11 protein-coding genes are annotated in these 16,809 nt (G+C 54.8%); 1 reads left to right on the forward strand and 10 read right to left on the reverse strand.

What is annotated here, in order from left to right:
* Position 1: 1 nt before the first annotated feature.
* Positions 2–982 (reverse strand): helix-turn-helix transcriptional regulator, encoded by a 981-nt coding sequence (locus BG023_RS05220; RefSeq protein ID WP_069309516.1) that lies wholly within the window; start codon positions 980–982, stop codon positions 2–4.
* A gap of 97 nt (positions 983–1,079) precedes the next feature.
* Positions 1,080–2,378: a S1C family serine protease gene (locus tag BG023_RS14445; RefSeq protein ID WP_083234553.1), complete on the reverse strand. Its 1,299-nt coding sequence runs from the start codon at positions 2,376–2,378 to the stop codon at positions 1,080–1,082.
* A 289-nt stretch (positions 2,379–2,667) separates the two neighbouring features.
* Here BG023_RS14445 and BG023_RS05230 point away from each other — a divergent pair, with 289 nt between their 5' ends.
* Positions 2,668–3,351 carry a HEPN domain-containing protein gene (locus BG023_RS05230; RefSeq protein WP_069309518.1) on the forward strand — a complete coding sequence of 228 codons (684 nt, stop codon included), beginning with the start codon at positions 2,668–2,670 and terminating at the stop codon, positions 3,349–3,351.
* A gap of 110 nt (positions 3,352–3,461) precedes the next feature.
* Here the strand turns inward: BG023_RS05230 and BG023_RS05235 are convergent, their stop codons facing one another.
* The 8 genes from BG023_RS05235 to BG023_RS05275 form a co-directional block, all read right to left on the reverse strand.
* Positions 3,462–3,938, reverse strand: coding sequence for a YbjN domain-containing protein (locus BG023_RS05235; RefSeq protein ID WP_069309519.1), 477 nt, complete (start codon positions 3,936–3,938; stop codon positions 3,462–3,464).
* Between the two features lie 40 nt (positions 3,939–3,978).
* A protein-coding gene (locus BG023_RS05240) for an IS3 family transposase (RefSeq protein WP_233993080.1) occupies positions 3,979–5,132 on the reverse strand; the annotation gives its coding sequence in 2 pieces (ribosomal slippage) (positions 3,979–4,874 and positions 4,874–5,132; 1,155 coding nt in all).
* Between the two features lie 145 nt (positions 5,133–5,277).
* Entirely contained in the window at positions 5,278–6,171 is an 894-nt protein-coding gene (locus tag BG023_RS05250; RefSeq protein WP_069309521.1) for a 5'-nucleotidase, read from the reverse strand.
* A 2-nt stretch (positions 6,172–6,173) separates the two neighbouring features.
* On the reverse strand, positions 6,174–9,389 hold the full coding sequence (locus BG023_RS05255) for a zinc ribbon domain-containing protein (protein WP_083234554.1): 3,216 nt from the start codon (positions 9,387–9,389) through the stop codon (positions 6,174–6,176).
* Positions 9,390–9,466: 77 nt separating this feature from the next.
* Entirely contained in the window at positions 9,467–10,159 is a 693-nt protein-coding gene (locus BG023_RS15205) for an 8-oxoguanine DNA glycosylase OGG fold protein (protein WP_442956779.1), read from the reverse strand.
* 46 nt (positions 10,160–10,205) lie between these two features.
* Positions 10,206–10,736 carry a HEAT repeat domain-containing protein gene (locus tag BG023_RS05265; RefSeq protein ID WP_069309524.1) on the reverse strand — a complete coding sequence of 177 codons (531 nt, stop codon included), beginning with the start codon at positions 10,734–10,736 and terminating at the stop codon, positions 10,206–10,208.
* Positions 10,737–10,818: 82 nt separating this feature from the next.
* Positions 10,819–13,986: a UvrD-helicase domain-containing protein gene (locus tag BG023_RS05270; protein WP_069311146.1), complete on the reverse strand. Its 3,168-nt coding sequence runs from the start codon at positions 13,984–13,986 to the stop codon at positions 10,819–10,821.
* A complete protein-coding gene (locus BG023_RS05275) occupies positions 13,979–16,696 on the reverse strand; it encodes a PD-(D/E)XK nuclease family protein (protein WP_083234556.1) in 2,718 nt (905 codons plus the stop codon). The genes BG023_RS05270 and BG023_RS05275 overlap by 8 nt, the downstream gene beginning before the upstream one ends.
* Positions 16,697–16,809 lie beyond the last annotated feature (113 nt).

Below are 16,809 nucleotides of genomic sequence, written 5' to 3' on the forward strand. Positions count from 1 at the left end.
TTCACGGAAGAGCAGGCCATGACTGAGCTTTTTCCGGCAGAAGATCTCTTAGAGCGGCTGGCTCTATGACCTCAACCTGATCGCCCCAGCTCAGGAGGTGCCAGGCCATTTCCAGCAGACCACCGGCTCGGAAACGAACAATCAGCTTTCCATCCGCTTCATCCTCAACGGATTGACTGTGATGAAAGACGAAAGTCCGCGCCAAAGGAGCTGCCTCAGCGGAAAACCGCCAAACGACGTCCACGGGAGCCTCCTCGAAGACGCCAAAGCTGTGAGAAACAAACTCCTTCAGGCTAAAGCCAGGATCGCGCTCAAAGCCGTCCGTCTCGAGCTTCAGCTTGCTGATCGAAGGTAAGCTGAAAAATTTAGGCTTCGTTGCGCCCTCTTGAAGGGCGACCAGGTAGTGGCGATGGCCATACAGAAAGCCCAAAGGCGCAACAGTTCGACGGGTGGACGACTTTCCGCTGCGCGAAGCATAGTCGAAAGAAACCTTGCGGCACGACTTGATCGCAGTTCTCAGCCCATCGAAAATGCTCGGGGAGATGTGGGGGCGAGGTCCAGCTCGGTGCGCCAAACCCTCAGCCTCGGTGAGCGCCTCAAGGTCGGGTTCAATGTGATTGAGGGCTCCCCCTTCAATTAGGTTTCGGATCTTCGCGGCTACACCTCGCAGGTCTTGAGAGTGAACAGGAAGATTCGCCCGTTCCATGGCAGCGGCGGCGATTTCGATGCTGGCGAGGTCGTCTGATGTTATCTCTGCAAAACTCTGTGCTACGCCAGGGCTAAGGCGCCAGCGCTTGGTCCGCTCCCCGGTAGGAACCTCGGTGGCATTGGGGAAAGCCCGCATCACTGCATCACGCATTCGGATTGCAGTTCGCCGGCTGACGTCAAATTTTTCCTCGATATCAGCGATGGTCAAACCACCACGCGCAGCCTGCATTTCGAGTGCAAGTTGAATAAGCCGTTCAGCTCTGCTGTAGCGCATGTGTCCCCCTTTGGCCTATAAGCTTAACAAGGCCAAAGCGTTAGAGCACGCGCAAACTGCTCATATATGTCCCTAAATGGCATGCTAATGCCCGGCGTCAATCGTCAGCAGGCCGAGCAGCCTCAAGCCAACGTGGTTCGCCACGAGGCAGTGTGACCAAATGATACTGACGATAGAAGGGTTGCTCGCTAGCTGCCGCTTTGAGGATCAAATCAATGTCGCTCTCTGCTGGAAGGTTTTGGAGGTAGTTAAAAAGCTGGTCCAAGTCAGTGAATGTTCGATTGTTCACGGCAACAAGGTGCTGCCCGGGGTATGCCTCGGTCATCTCGGCTTCGGAGCCTGGCCTCGTAAAATCGATGAAAAGATAGCCTTCGTGCTGGAATTCCGCGCTATCCAGTTTCCATTGGTTGGAAATCACCAGTCCTGAAAGCTCGATCGATTTGGTTTGGGTGATTTCGGGCATCACACGGGTCGCCAAGCTCAAAGCAACCTCTCGTCCATCCCGCTGAACGGTCACATTGACCATTCCTTCATTGCCACGGAGCCTGCTGGCAAGGTCTGACGTGTTGCGGACATCGCCGCGCCCATTGACCGCAACTATGCGGTCGCCAATTTCAAGACCCGAAGTAGGGTCAAACACTGTTGCGACAATGGGGCGATCATCGTCCTCGGCTGTAGCGTAGGCCGCAGGTAATTGCCGGTAGCGCGCATCGCGTCCAGATTTCAGCAGATCGAGGATCTGGCAGACCGGCGGTATGGGCTCGGAAAACGAGACTGCTGTTGAATGATCGTCGTTTGTGTCGCGAAAGCTTGCCGCCGCAATGCCGACAATCTTGCCTGTCGACAGATCAATTAGCGGCCCGCCTGAATTGCCGCCATTCACCGTCGCATCGCTCTGAATGATCTCGGTCGGGAACACCCAGGAGATACTGGAAATTATGCCGCGCGTTGCAGTGTAGGACAGGCTTCCGGGATGGCCAAAAATCGCTACCGGAGTTCCCACGCGCGGCATTGCGTTGCATTGAAGTTCAGCCGTGGCGGCGTCTGATGGAATATCTTTGGGGTCAATTTCCAGAACGGCCACATCAGTCAGCCGATCGACGAAAACCCGCCGTGCAGTGATATATTTTTGCGCTTTGAAAGATACCGTAAGGGTGACTGGCGAACGACTAGCCACGTGCGCATTAGTCAGTATCCACCCTCGGGCACGATCAACTAAGAATCCAGTCGCATGGGCGGATGTACCCTCATCTTCATTGAAGCCAATCGAGCCGACACGTCGCACCTTGACGGTGTAATGATTCGCCTGATCCAGGATTTCGTCTGCTGAGGGCGTACGAGCCTGAGCCTGCAAAGGGCACAATATAAGTGCTACGGCTAAGCCCAGTCTCTTCACATCTACCCCCTACAATCTGCCCCAAACGGATGCCGTGCCTCTAGCAGAACAATCAGGGCGGTATAGCTGGGGTATGCCAAAAGAGGACACTTATATGGCAGACCATATGATCCGATGCGGAAATCTGCCGAAGCTGAGCTACTTTCGACATCCTACCCTGAGGGACGCTCTCAGGCCCCACGAAGTTGATAAAGCAATCGCATCGAGCTGATACGACCGCGCCGCTTGCTTAAATTGCTGGACTGATGGAGATGAGAGGATCGATGGCGCAGGAGGGTTGAGGGTAAGAATGGCAAAAACTCATCAACCAGAAATCCCTCCGATCGGTAATTTTGCGGCTCTAAAAGAGAAGCAAAGGGCCAATCGCGGCAGTTTTCCTGAGGGCTTGGGTTTGCGCGTGCATAGAGCGCTGAGCTGGCTAGGTCGCGCGGAAGCTGAAACTAACGATCCCGACATTCGATTCATTCTGCTTTGGATCGGTTTCAACGCCGCCTACGCTGCGGACATTGAGCGTGACACCGAGAGCGAGCGAGGCGTCTTTCAGACCTTTTTCGAGGCAGTTGTTCGGCTTGATTCTGACGACAGGGTCTACCAAGCAGTCTGGCAGAGATTTCCTCAAGAAATCAGGATTCTAATCGCAAACCGTCACATCTTCTTGGCTTTTTGGAAGCACCAGAACGGTGTGCCAGGATATGAAGATTGGGCTGATCGCATGTCCACAAGTCAGCGTGCGATTAACGGTGCGATCGCCCGCAAAGACACGGCTAAGATACTGTCGGTCCTTTTTGATCGGCTATATGTCTTACGTAACCAACTGATCCACGGTGGCGCGACGTGGAACAGTAGTGTCAACAGGTCACAGGTTAAGGATGGGGCGGCGCTCTTAGGGGTTTTGCTACCTGTTTTTATCAACATTATGATGGACAACCCGGACCATGATTGGGGCAAGCCGTATTACCCTGTTGTTGAGTGACTGAGCCCTGCGGGACAGCACGGATCCCCGAGCTGTAGCGCCAGCAGCTGGCCTCTGAGGCAGCGCCCAATGGGCATGAGGCGACATTGGCACCTCAATTGCTATTGTCATTAATGAACCGCGCCTCTCTCGGCTGCGTCGGGGATCGATGCGCACGCATCCAGACTCTCAACTCCCAGCAAGTCCTCTGTATCTTTATGTTCCACAGCCTGGTGAAAGAGTTCTGAAAAGAGCCGGGCCATCCGTAAAATATGCGATTTTATTAGACCTTCTCTATAGGGCATCATGTAGTGACCGTAGAACCGCTGCCTATCCTCCGTCACACTAAATTGAACCAGGATCAGGCTGTCGTTGCAGTCATTGACGAACTGATAGATCCTGTCCTCGGGAGTATCGACTGCCACAGGCCAATATGAATAAAATCGCACAAACTTACGTTCTTCATCAATCGAAATCCAGAAATTGAACAGGAAGGTTGTGACGTAGATATCTCCCCCTTTCTCTACCGTACAATCGATGGCCGCAGCATTGAGTACATCGGCAAACGTCGCAATTGTGACGTCACATTCAGGAATTATTTCTGTCATAAGGGGTTACCTTCTGACCTGCCCCCCGATCGTCCCTCAGTCATAACGAGAGTCCAGCGGTTAAATACGACGGTCCCTGCACCGGCACAAGCGCGTCGGGTGTGACGCCTCCATCATGCAGGAACGCCCGACGCGCTTGTGCCGGAGTTCGGTTCCCCAACGATGAGTGCGGCCGGACGTTGTTGTAGTCATAGCGCCAGATGGCCAGTTTGCGCCGGGCATCGGCCAGGCTGTCGAACAACTCCTCATTCAGCAGTTCGTCGCGCAGCGAGCCGTTGAAGGACTCGATAAACCCGTTCTGCTGGGGCTTGCCCGGATCTATGTAGTGCCATTCGATCTGGTTCTTGCCGGCCCATTCCAGGATCGCCCGGCTGGTAAATTCGGTCCCATTGTCACTGACGATGCAAGCCGGTTTCCCATAGAGGCGCACCAACGTATCGAGTTCACGCGCTACCCGGGCGCCGGAGATGCTGGTATCTGCCACCAAGCACAGGTTCTCCCGGCAGCAATCATCATTGATCGCCAAAATCCTGAACTTGCGCGACGCACCGAAGGTGTCTGACACAAAGTCCATCGACCAGCGTACGCCAGGACGCAGCGGTAAAGGCATCGGCGTTCGGCTGCCCCGCGCCCGTTTGCGGCCACGCCGACGGCGCACCGACAGGCCTTCTTCCCTGTATAGCCGGTAAAGCTTCTTGTGGTTCATGATCATTCCCTGGCGCTCCAGCATGACGCCGATCCGGCGATAGCCAAAACGGCGGCGCTTACCGGCAACCTCCTTCATCGCATCGCGAATGACACTGTGGTCCGGCGGGCGTTCGCGCCGGACCGTCTTGGGATCGACACCAATCAGCCCGCAGGCCCGGCGCTGCGAGATCTCGTAATCCCGCAACACCCGAAGCACCGCGTCTCGCCGCTGGACTGGCGTCGTCAGACTTTTCCCAACAGGTCCTTGAGGATCGCGTTGTCCAGCATGCTGTCGGCCAACAGGCGCTTGAGCCTGCCGTTCTCGTCCTCAAGCTGACGCAGGCGACGGGCATCCGATACTTCCATGCCGCCGTACTTCGCCTTCAACTTGTAAAACGTTGCCGTGCTCAACCCGTGCTTGCGGCAAACCTCCACGGTCGGCAGCCCGGCCTCCTGCTCCTTGATCATCCCGATAATCTGCGCCTCGGTGAAACGGCTCTTCCTCATTACGTCTGCTCCTTCTCGTGGCAGACTCTACATCAGAATGAGGGAACTTTCGGGGGGCAGGTCACTTCCTCTAGTGCCTTGCACTGAAAATCGGCAACCTCCCTATGCTAGCTTAACGACAAAAGTGGTCGTATGGATGGCAAGGTCAAACGTCTATCGATGGCACCCTTCCTGCGGGTGTTATCTGCGCGGCCGGCGCGCAATGCACGTCTTGATCATCGAAAAAGATGTGGGGCTTATATGCAGACAAAAGATGCTTCTTCGGCGAGCCCCCCATAAAAAATGCGGCATCTAGGGTGACGCCCCACTGTCGCAAGGTTCTGATCACCCTCTCATGGGTTTGCGCGCTCCGGGCTGTCACCAAGGCGAAAGAAAGGCGCGCTGGCCCAACATTAGGTTGCGCACGCAGGGCACCCAGCTTCCTCAGCACATTAGCGAACGGACCTTCAGGCAATGGCTCCTTGGCCTTTTCCCGCTCGTGCTCGGTGAAAGCATGGAGCCCTTGTGATTGATAAATACGCTCTGCCTCAGCCGAAAAGATCACAGCATCTCCATCGAAAGCGATGCGGATTTGCTGCTCATCAGGAGTGAAGCCTTCGGGGGGAGTGTAGAGATGCGCCGACGCTATCCCTCGCTCTAGGCCTTCTACAACACTTGCGGCGTCACGAGAGAGAAAGAGATCGACGCCAAATGCTTCCAGAAATGGTCCGATTGAGGCTCCGCTCGTAAAAGCCGCGCGTCGGATATCCAGGCCGTGATCCTCTATTGAGCGGAAAATTCGGAGGCTTAGTTCTGGACTGTTATGGGAGATGATCACCACCTCCACCAGCGGCTTCGAAGGCGCTTCATTGAGGTTCAATAGGCCCTGAACCAAAGGAAATGCACTGCCTGGTTCGAGCAGGCTTTCTTCTGCATCAAGTTGGTGCTGCCGGTAAGCCTCAACTCCTTCCTGCTCAAAAATCGCATTTTCATCCTCGAGCCGGAACAGAGCCCGGCTCGAGATGCCTATCACAATCGGCAAGCTGGTATCTGAAGGCACGCTCAGCTCTCGAAATGCAAAGTCATGTGCCAGAGCTGCGAAACTTCATCCAATGCATCCCCATCGAAACCCGAGGTCATGCAGCATTCCGTGTCATCGGCCTCGGCCATTAGATTCTCTCCTTCGGCAGATAGCTTTAGTTCGCCATCATCCTCTGAGAGAAGCTTCCAGACCTCTTGCATCAGCGAGTTATAGATCCTCGCTAGTTCGGGATCGTCAGATTCAAGCTCGTCAATGTCGCTGTACTCTAGCGCGCGCACATCACCGTTTTCATGATCAATGACGAAATACCCCCCGTCGTTCACGCCGCCACCGCAATAACCGTAATAGGCGCCGCGGATCACAACGTTGCCGCTGTCATCCTCGATGGCCGTATAGACGATAACGGCACTCACAGTACCGTCGTCATTGAGCCGAATGTACTGTTCGACCTCGCCAGGAATGGCGGATCCGTCATCATCATCTTGGCTAGCGCCATCAGACGATCCGTCCAAAGTGAGGACCTGGTCATCAGTGACGACCAATTGGGATGCCTGCCGCATTCGCAGTGTCCCGAAGTTCAGATCGTCACTTCCATGATCAACGAGCACGAGATTGAACTGAGGGATTGCTGTTTCAAAACTGCGGGCTGCATCTCCCTCTCCGATGGTTCCAACCAGCACCCGATCGCACACGATCCGGAGGAAATCATCGATCACTTCCTCAGAGATGTTCTGGACGCCATTCAGAATGGCAGTGTGTCCATCCTCCACTTCCAAGAGCGGTGCTACATAGTCCATCATGCTCTGACCGGCATCGACTGTAACGCACAGCGCCCCATCGCTGATCAGCTCCTGAACGAGCTCATCCAGTAGGTCCTGACCTGCCTCTTCTGCGATGAAAACTGTAACACCGTTCGAGCTGGCGAGGGTATCCCTTACGATTTGAAGAGCCTCAGAGCGGAAATCGGCAGTTTCAAACGATGAGCTTTCCTCATAGCCCTCCTCATCGGCGAATTCGCGGAACACAAAGTGGCCGCCTTCATCACCGTTGTAGGACCAATTCGCACTCAGGAAACCAGCCGCATAGCCGCCGTTTTCACTGAGCCAGTCATTTATCTCATCCTCATCAACGCCAGGATTGACCTGCATCGGGAACCGGATTGTGGCGGTTACGATGAGCGTGCCGTCCTCGTAATCTAGAACGATATCGTGATCCGGATTGGCATAGTTGGCTTCAAAGTAGACTTGCTGGCTGCTGGGCATGAACTCGTCTGGAGAGCTGTCCAGGTTGTCCATATTATATTCAAACCAGAGCGCCGGAAGCGCTTGCAGCGCGCCTTCTTGGTCACCTTGCTCGACAAACACTGCCGCCTGCTCTGCGGCATCTCGCTCGTCTTCATCTTCCATGTCATCGATGTTCACTGATCCGCGGAACATGTGCCATTCGAAATATCCAGTCACACCATCGCCGCTATCGGATCCTTGGCCACCGAAGCCCCGTGAGCCCCCGTTTTCACCTTCCAGCAATGAAATTTCACATTCAATGCCGGCCAGCCCACTCCAATCATACCCTTGGGAGGAGAGCTGCACCTTGACGTCATTGAGGTCAAAATAGGTGTCAATCGCTGACCGCGTCTCTTGCAACTCATCCTCATCCAATTCGTCTTGCCGGTCGGCCACCCCCATTCGGGCTGTTATTGTGAACTCGTCGGGTTCTCCGGTCAGAAATAGCGCAAGCTTTTGGATACTCCCGCCATTGGTAATGCTGTCTTCGAACCAGTCGAGCTCCAGCATGCGCTCTGCTGCGGCCTGGAGGATAGTGTCGACCTCTTCATTGCCAGATGAAGGAACGTCGTCCGACCAAGAGCTATCGCTGGCTTCGTGGCTTTCATAGCTCCCTTCAGACGGCCTTGCTTCGCCACTGAAGGAGGCCTGCACGCCGTCTACCAGCGGCTCAAACTCACCAAACGTCAGATAGATTTTCTGGCCAGGTTTGACATCCCATAGCCAGCTCGTGCCCGTTTGGGTGGGCTCTTCCTCAAACCGACCCCAAGCGCTGGCATCATCCTCAGGCTTCTCGGACGAAAATTCAAAGCTCACGATATGGCCGGGATACGCACTCAGTTCGTATTCAACCCCGAAGGAGCCGTCGTCATCCTTGCGGGCTGTAAGGCTCGAAATGCTGATCTTATTCGAACCGATCTTCGGGATCTGCAGCTGGCCCTCTTTCAGCTCGATCGCATGGACCTCAACATTCTTGAGCACAAAGAAGGATGCGTTGATGGTTCCTTGGTACTGGGCAGAAGCCAACCTGCCGACACGGCAGTAAGGACTGCCGACTGAAAAATCATCGTCGGGGCTAAAACAGGCGGTATCGGTCTGCTCTTCGCTCTTTCCTTCTGAGCTGACCGTTATGTCATATTTCGTCGACCAGGCGCGATATCCGGAGGCAAAGTCAGGCTTGGTTTGATTGATGCGGAACGACATATCGCCATCGCTATCGATCGAGGCCTCTTGCTCTGCCCCGGCCAGCCATTCAGAAAGCTGTTCCCGCAGCGCATTCAGGTTAGCTCCAGGCTCCACTGGCGCCTTCTGCACACCAGAACTCGCTCCACACTTCGGGCAGAACTTCGCAGCCTCGGGCAATTCCTCGCTGCACTCACCGCAAATGCCCCTTGCCTGCACTTTCGTTCCGCATTCGGGACAAAACTTAGCATCTTTTGGGAGCAGCGCATCGCACCCAGCACACTGGACTGTCTCACTTTCTATTATCGGATCTTCAATAGCCTTCTTTTTCGATTTTGCCTTAGGCTTTGGAGTTTCCTCAGGCTTAGATGCTCCACAGGCTTCTGCAGCGCAAGCATTGAGCATATCTAATAAAATATCGTGATATGCCTTGTCGAAACCTGTTACGGTCAAAAATGGCATGCCATCGATAAATATTTCGATGTTACCGAGCATGCGCTTTTCATAAGTGAATTTTTTTACCGTTGAGAGGTCTAGTACTTTTGGGCCTTCTCCGATTTGCTTATAATACAGGTTTCCATTTGAAATCGCCATTCCGTCTTTTGCTGAACCCCAAATCGTATCATCCAAAAGGAAATCTACTTGTGATCCAGAAAAGCAGTAAGACTCAATGCAGTTTTTCAACTTCTTTGGGGGTATATTCGGGTAGATATAGCAGCTGCTGGATCGCTCAATATTTTTGAAATTTTGCACGACATCCGAAACTGACATTTTCTTGATCCCCTAATTGCCCAATTCAAATTACATAGCGCTGACGCGCTGGCCTAAAACTCTGTCATCCACCCGCATCATACTTGCCGGTGCTGTGTTGGCCGCCCCCGCGGTGCCTGCATAAACAGCTCAAGTTCAATTGACTCCGCGCTCCTCGCCGCAGTCGCGAGACCATGCGCGGCTCGCAGATATCCGCCGTAAGTGCCCTCTTGGGTGCCCCGAGCATACATTTTAAATCTGCCATTTGGATATCGGCATGACCCAAGCTCGGCCTTGATATCCGCCCAGGAAGGCTCATCGCTTTCAGCAATGGCCCGCATCACCATCTGATCGTAAATCAGACAGGGTCCCTCGACGGCTTCAATGCCAGCGAAGTATAGCATTTTAGTGTAGGTCGACGGGCCAAGCCCAGGAAACCCTTGGAACTGACTGCAGATATCCCGGGCAGCCATCGGCTCTCTGCGCCTTAGGCCTGTAAGCGTGATGGCAAGCTCTTCAGACCTCGAGAAGATACCGGAAAATGACCTCCCGCCAGGAAATCTCCCTTTAGGATAGCCCCATATCACCGAGGCTATAACGCCCTTCCTGAAGGACTGAGAGAAAGTCTGCAGGACATATCCGCGCGTAATCAGGCACTCACCTGAATGCTGTATCTCAGCGCAAATCTCAGCGACCAAACAGGCATCTCCCTCGTCCTGGGAGGCAGAATATCGCTCCCAATTTGCGAGATTAATTGCGACACCGTGATCCCAAACGTCTGCTGAACTCATATTCCATCCCTATCGCGTGAGAGGGGGGGGCCCTCTCACAATCAGATCAGTCGAGCGTTCTTTTCGCTGAAGCACGAACACTGGCATCCGGATCCGAGAGCAATTGCTTCACAAACTTCTTCGGCGCACCCCAGCTTCCGGCCAATGCGTTTCGGACATCTGGGTCGGAATGTTTGCACAGCTCAATTGCCACCTTGTTGGCATCCGCATTATTGTAGTCCCCAACGCTGCCAGCAATGGTTTTGGCGCATTCAATGTCTGCGCCGATATACTCGAGAAGAAGCTCGGTTGATGCCCATTCTCGGAAGGGTGTCTGACCGCACAGTCTACGGCGCACTTCAATAGAAGCGTCTTGCGAGAGCAGCTCGACGGTTTCTTCGTTCAAATTGTCCTTGTAGGCGATGTCTGTGCGAACTTCCGAGGATGCACACTGGGCAAGATACCCAAAAAGGTCCTTATTTTCCTCAATATCCTGTAGACGTCCGGTAAGGCCGCTTACACATTCAGAACCTAGTTCCTCATTGAAACACTCGGCGCCATCAACCTCAATCACCAATTTGAATTTCACGGATGCCATTCGAAAGTCTCCTATTTAAACAAGTCTGTAGCAGCCTCAGTCCTTCAATCTGCGTTACTCATGATTGCGACAAAAGTGGTCGTTATATAAGCCTCGCCACGGTTATTTCCCCGCTATTCGTCCAGAAAATGCTCACACCAACGACAGGCTTGCCGCCCAAAGCATCGATAGCATCAGCATAAGCTGACAACTGAGGCCAGTAGGATGCGAAACGCAGCTCGTGGTCTGGAACCGGACCGCTCTTATGATCCACAATCATGTAGCCGGCCTCACCTTCGGCCAACAGGTCAATGATTGCCGTCAAAGCTCCCCCATCGGTCAGCCTGACTTCAAGCGGTTGTTCAACATGGAGGGTCGGGAAGCCTAGCGACGACAACCTCGAGTGCAGCCCCTGTGCCTGGGCAGCCAAAGCATCGACATCCAGCTCCGTCAGTCGGCAGTGAGGGCCGACCTTCGATTTCATGTCGGGGCGCAATAGCAAAATCCGGAAGGCCTCATGGATAGAGGTACCTTTCTCAGTCGCCAGTTGCAGCTCGTCAGAGCTGACTTGATGGCCAGGGGCTAGCGCAATGGTCTCGAGTTCTGTTGGAAGCGCTCGGAGTGCAATAGTGGCACTCGAGGGGCCTGCAACAGCTTGATATTCACGGCTCGGCGCTTGTCCTATGGAGTGACGAAGCGATCGGTTTCGGGAGCTGGAGCCGCCCTTATCTGTTCGAGGCTCATTGAACGAACCGGGCAGCTCTGCCGAGCATATGAGATTGCGGGCGGAGAACCCGCGTTCCCCTATCTTTATCTGATTACCCTCAACGGAGAGCGCGCACTCGTCGACCATCACTCCATAAGCTGTGATCGGAGGCTCGCCATCCTTGGGGTCGCCTAAGACAGGCCATTCGATGACAAGCCTATCTCGCGCACGGGTCAAGGCCACATAGAGCAGACGATGGCAGGTCTTCTCCGCTTCCGGCCATAGCCCCTTCAAAAACCGATCGGAGGCTTCAGGCGCAGCAAACTTCGGCGCATAGTTGATCTTGGCACCGTCAATGACATGATCGAGATCATCAAAGCTCGGGAATACCGTGCCGAACTGGCCAACTCGTGGGTTCCGGTTATCATCAAGGCCGCAGACTATGACCACAGGCCATTCTCTGCCCTTTGAAGCATGCCAGGTGACAACCTCCACTCCGTCGGCCTCAATGCCTGAAGGGTTAGGCCGCTTGTCTTCGTCAGGGTTGCTGACTTTGCTCTCCAGCCAGCCCAGAAAAACAAGCGGACCTTGGCCGTAAAAACCAGATGCCTCCCGCATGTCTCTGTGTGCTTGCAAAAAGGCTTCAGCCTCAGCCTCAAAACGCAACAAATCGGCCCGCATTTGTAGCGGATCGTCAAGGTGCTCGCACCACTCACGAAGGCCCGTTGCCCTTATCATGTCATGGACTAGGCGATTGACGGGGCTGGTAGAGGCTGTCTCAGAAAGAGCTTCGAGAGCATTCAGCTCAGGCACATCAATCCGGCCGCTATCAGCGATCGCCCGCAAGGCTAGATCTAAGGAGACCTGGGATGGTCCCAACGTTGCCGCGCAGATTGCTGCATGGGTGTCCTGCGGGTCCGTTGCATAGCGCAATGCGAAGACGGCGGCTTGAACAACCGGGCTATTCCACCAGCCTCCCTCAGCCACCCGGACGTCGATCCCTAGTGCCCGCAACGCTCCGGCATAAGCACGGCATAGGCTATGAGTAGGACACAGGATCGCGACGTCTTTGGGCGCCAACTGACGCGGCAATTTCGAATATCGGTCAACAATAGTAACTTGCTCATCTGTGAGCAGCGATAGCACCCGATCCGCAACGAAATGCTGTGGCTTTCCGCCCTTTCGGCTACTCCGCTTTTCAGCGAGCGTTATCACCTCAATAGCGGTGTCATCGCCTGCCTTATTTTGAGGTGTCAGATCTGTATAGTCGGATCCGAACAAGCGCAGCCCAAGGGCATTCACAAAGTCCATGATACGGGCGTCAGAGCGCCAGTTCCGGTCAAGCGGGCTCGTTTTGAACTTCTTGGTAAGGGCTTCGCTTAGGCGGGGGTCGGCACCTTGGAAGCCCATAATCGCCTGCTTGGTATCGCCAACGATCAATGCATGCTTGGCCAAGCGCGCAAGGTTCCAGAGAAACGTGAACTGGATCGGGTTCGTGTCCTGGAACTCGTCAACGATGACACAGTCTACCTCTGCCATGATCGCATTGAGCACGGTGGGATTGTCAGACAGCAACTGAGCGGCATTGGTAACCATGTCAGAGAAGTCGATCACGCCCAGACGGCGCTTACGATCCTCATAATCAGCCATCGCAGCTTGAGCCCCTGTGACCAGGGCGCGCGCATGGCTGACCGCATCTTCGAGCGGCCCCGGATGGTTGGCCAAGCGGTCGGCTGCCGATATGACGGCTGAAGCAAGATCATCGTATCCGTCAGGGGTATTGCTGCCCCTTTTGGAAAGCCTGAGGCCTCTCAATTTCTGCCACAGGCGCCAGTCATCCTTCCCATCCTGGAGCGACTTCTGAGCCTTCCTCAGATCGGAGAAGTTACTGCGAAAATCCTTCTGCGCGGCATCACTCTTCATGAGCCCCGCCAAAGATTGCGGGAACTGCGTGAGCAAGTTGTCGATCGCAGTTTTAAGGCGATTTGCTAGAGTGGGACTGTCTCCGTCAGGCAGTCCATAGCCAGCCCGGATTGACGCCTCGGCATAGTCAGCCATTTTGCTGTCTGAGCCTCGGGGCCCCAAAGTCCGCAGCATGGCAATGACGTTCAAGAGATTGCGCCGGAAGCTATCTTCTTGGCTGCCATCAGAGCCGAAATTGGCGCGATAGCCATAGGCACCGAGGTTCCTAGTGATCTCATTGAGATCTTCATTCTCTTCAATGGCCCGGCGGATTAAAAGATCCTGCTCATCTTCCGCGATCAGGCGCTGTTGAGGTGAAGCACCATTTGCAAAAGCATGCTCGATGAGAAGCCGGCGGCCGAGACCATGGATTGTAGAAACATAGGCCCGATCAACCGCGAGAGCAGCTTCGAGGTTGCCATCTTGGATAAGGGCCGCTCGAATACGCTGGCGCAGTTCACCCGCTGCAGCTTCCGTGAACGTCACAGCCAAGATCCGCTCTGGCCGAACGGTGCCTTCACGCACCCACTTGGTCAGGGTTTCCTGGATGTGATGCGTCTTGCCAGCTCCTGCCCCGGCAGGAACAATCGAGAGATTATTCATCGGTCGCTCCACCCGAGGGACCAGCTGCCTCGCCGTCCTCGCGCATGAAAGTTTTAATCAGCGGGCTGGAGCTCAGCGCGTAAACGCCCAAGTAAGCCTTGTTCTTATAAAATTTCTCGTCGCCTGCAGCATTGGTTTCCATGCGCCCCGCGCGAAGGTGCTGGAACCTAGACTGGAGCTGGCCATTTGCATTTTCTGCGATGTCGCCTTCAATCACCTCTACAAAAGATGGATCAAGGCCATCCGCGCCATTGATCAGGACACCGCCATCGTTGAGCAGATGATAGGCGACAGCTGGACGGCCGCTCCACGCCTCGAGGCAAGCTGCGACCTTGAGTTCGTCTGACGTCGAGCGGTCATTGGTTCGCACAGACATTTTACGATACAGATCCACCTGCAAGTCCCACTGGGCTCTCAGTCTGTTTCGGCGTCCGCCAGTGCTGCTTTTTTTGTAATCCACAATGAGAGGCAAGCCATCGGGCAGGCAGATGAGGCAGTCAGCTTTACCGTGGACAGGATGTTCAAGGATCTCGCCCGCGAGCCAGAACTCGTTGCCGATCAACGTGGCTCCAAGCGATTTCAGAACCAGGGCCCAGTGCTTGGCCGATTTTAAAATCTCGCCTTCTAGAGCTTGCTGCTCAACCTTCCAGGTTGATGCCTGAAGGAACGGAGCAATGGCTCGGATCCGGTCGGCCAATAGCTCCGGAACGCTACTGTCGATTTCGTCATCGGTTGGGATCGGCTGATCAGGCACGAACAGGCGTTCGAAAACTTCATGCGCCAACGAACCGCGAAGGGCGACAGTCAGCTGTTCCGGCTGCCAAGGAACGTGGCGGGCACCAAGCTCTGACAGAACCCAAGCCAAAGGACTGATGAGCAGCGTTTCAAGGCTGCTGGGGCTTTGTGGGCGCGGCTTACCCTCAGGCGTTTGCCTGAGCATCAGCAGGTTCCGATCAAGCTCATAGAATTCTGGAATGACCTTAGGCTCAACTCGCGCAGCCTCAGGCTTGGAACGCCAGGTGATTAGCCGGTCCCATGCAGTGCCATCGCCTCGCTCCAAAGGAGCCACGAAGTCCGCTGGTTCTTTTATACCCTCAACCAGACGAGAGAGCAAAGGCAAGCTTGAGGACGGTGCGAGAAACGATCCCAACCTGTCGCGTTCAGAATAGAGAGTGATAACCTGCTCGGATGCTGACCTCAGCTGTGTCTCAAAGAGCTCGAGCCCCTGCCGCAATTGCTTCTGCTGGCACGGCAAGCAGAGCCCTGTTTTCTCTTCAATGAGCGCAATTTCGCTATCGAGAAAGAAGGGGGTCCCGGAGCTGGGGCGCGGATAGCTACCGTCGTTGAAGCCGAGAATGATCAACTTTCGGTACTTCCTGGACGGCGTGTCACTGGCCCGAAGGACGCTGACACCGCCAAGATAGTATGTGCCTTTCACGGCCGCAGGCTCTTGGTAGAGCCCGGCGGTCTTGAAGATGACATCCCAATCTGGCTCACTTCTATCTGCCGCACCCTCAAGGGACATGGCTAGCCGGGTAATCTGGTTTCGGGCCTCCCAGACGTCTTCAATGATGCCCTCATCTTCCGACAGCAGCTTCCCAAACTGCCGAAGCTGACTTGCTAGTTCTCGGCCATTCGCAGGCGATGCAGATCGGATAAGTTCATAAAGCTCAGCAGATTTGCCCTTGAGCTCTTTGCTCAATTTTGGGCTGAAATCACCATCCATGACCCTGGTGGCCAGATGGTACCCCGTCTCCTTGGGCCAGCAAAGGATGGGTGAAGCGTATAGAGAGGCAAGAGCCATAGCAGGCGCAGGACGGCGCCGACATTGGACAAAGAGAAGGACAGCCTCTGCGCCGACATTGCGACGGGTTGAGCCGCTGGGCAGCGAAGAGACAGCCAGCCCAGCGTGAGCAAAGGCTTCGGCCAAGTAGGAAGAGTAGTCCCCTATGTCAGGAACGATGATCCCGATTTCACTGCCGTTGAGGTTCGCGTCTTTCGCCAACCAATTCTGGGCGATGGCAGCCGCAGCCTCGCACTCGGAGAGGCTGTCGCGAACCGACAGGACGACTAGGCTTTCATCGTCCTCTACTCGTGTCGCAGACGCATCAAAGATATGACGCTGGATGTGTCCTAGCAGGCTGCCCGGGGGTGCTGAAGAAATTTTGGGGTCAACGATCAGCCTCAGATAGTCAGGGTCGTTATCCGGCACTGCACCGTGATGCCCCTCAAGGCGCTCGACGATAGCGCGCTCCAGGCTTGTAAGGCGGATAGAATCTCGATCCCAAATGACTTGGACCTGTTGGAGTGCATCATTTGCAGAGCACTGCAGAAAAGCCTGAATGGTCCGCATCTCAGCCGATATGACATCTGGAACCGCTTTCCAGAGATCAACCAAGGAGTCCAAATGCAGCTTTGCTCGTTCATTTTGGGGGAGCGTGCTCAGATCGATTTTAGTGGCGTCGAAGTCAGTTGTAGCGAGCATCACGTCGGTAAGCATCGCACTTACGGCAGCAGCGGTTTGCTCAGGCGCAACCCCGAAGCTCTCTGACCATGGAGCGTCTTCGATGTGCCGCATTAGCGTGTCCCGAACTGACACTTCCGGGAAGGCCGGAAGCGCATAGAGACTAGAAAGCAATGAAACCGTCAGGGGCTGGCAGCCAGCAATCGGACCAGAACCGATTCTCAGGTAGACCCGATCAAACATCATGAAATCTCGGCTGAATTGTCAGCCCGCTGTGGGGTTTTAGCCCACTTGTTACCCCCAGATGCACGTCGGATCCCCTTCCTACTCGCCAGATTATATTCAGATCTGAAAATGGC

Source organism: Porphyrobacter sp. LM 6, from assembly GCF_001720465.1.
GTDB lineage: Bacteria > Pseudomonadota > Alphaproteobacteria > Sphingomonadales > Sphingomonadaceae > Erythrobacter.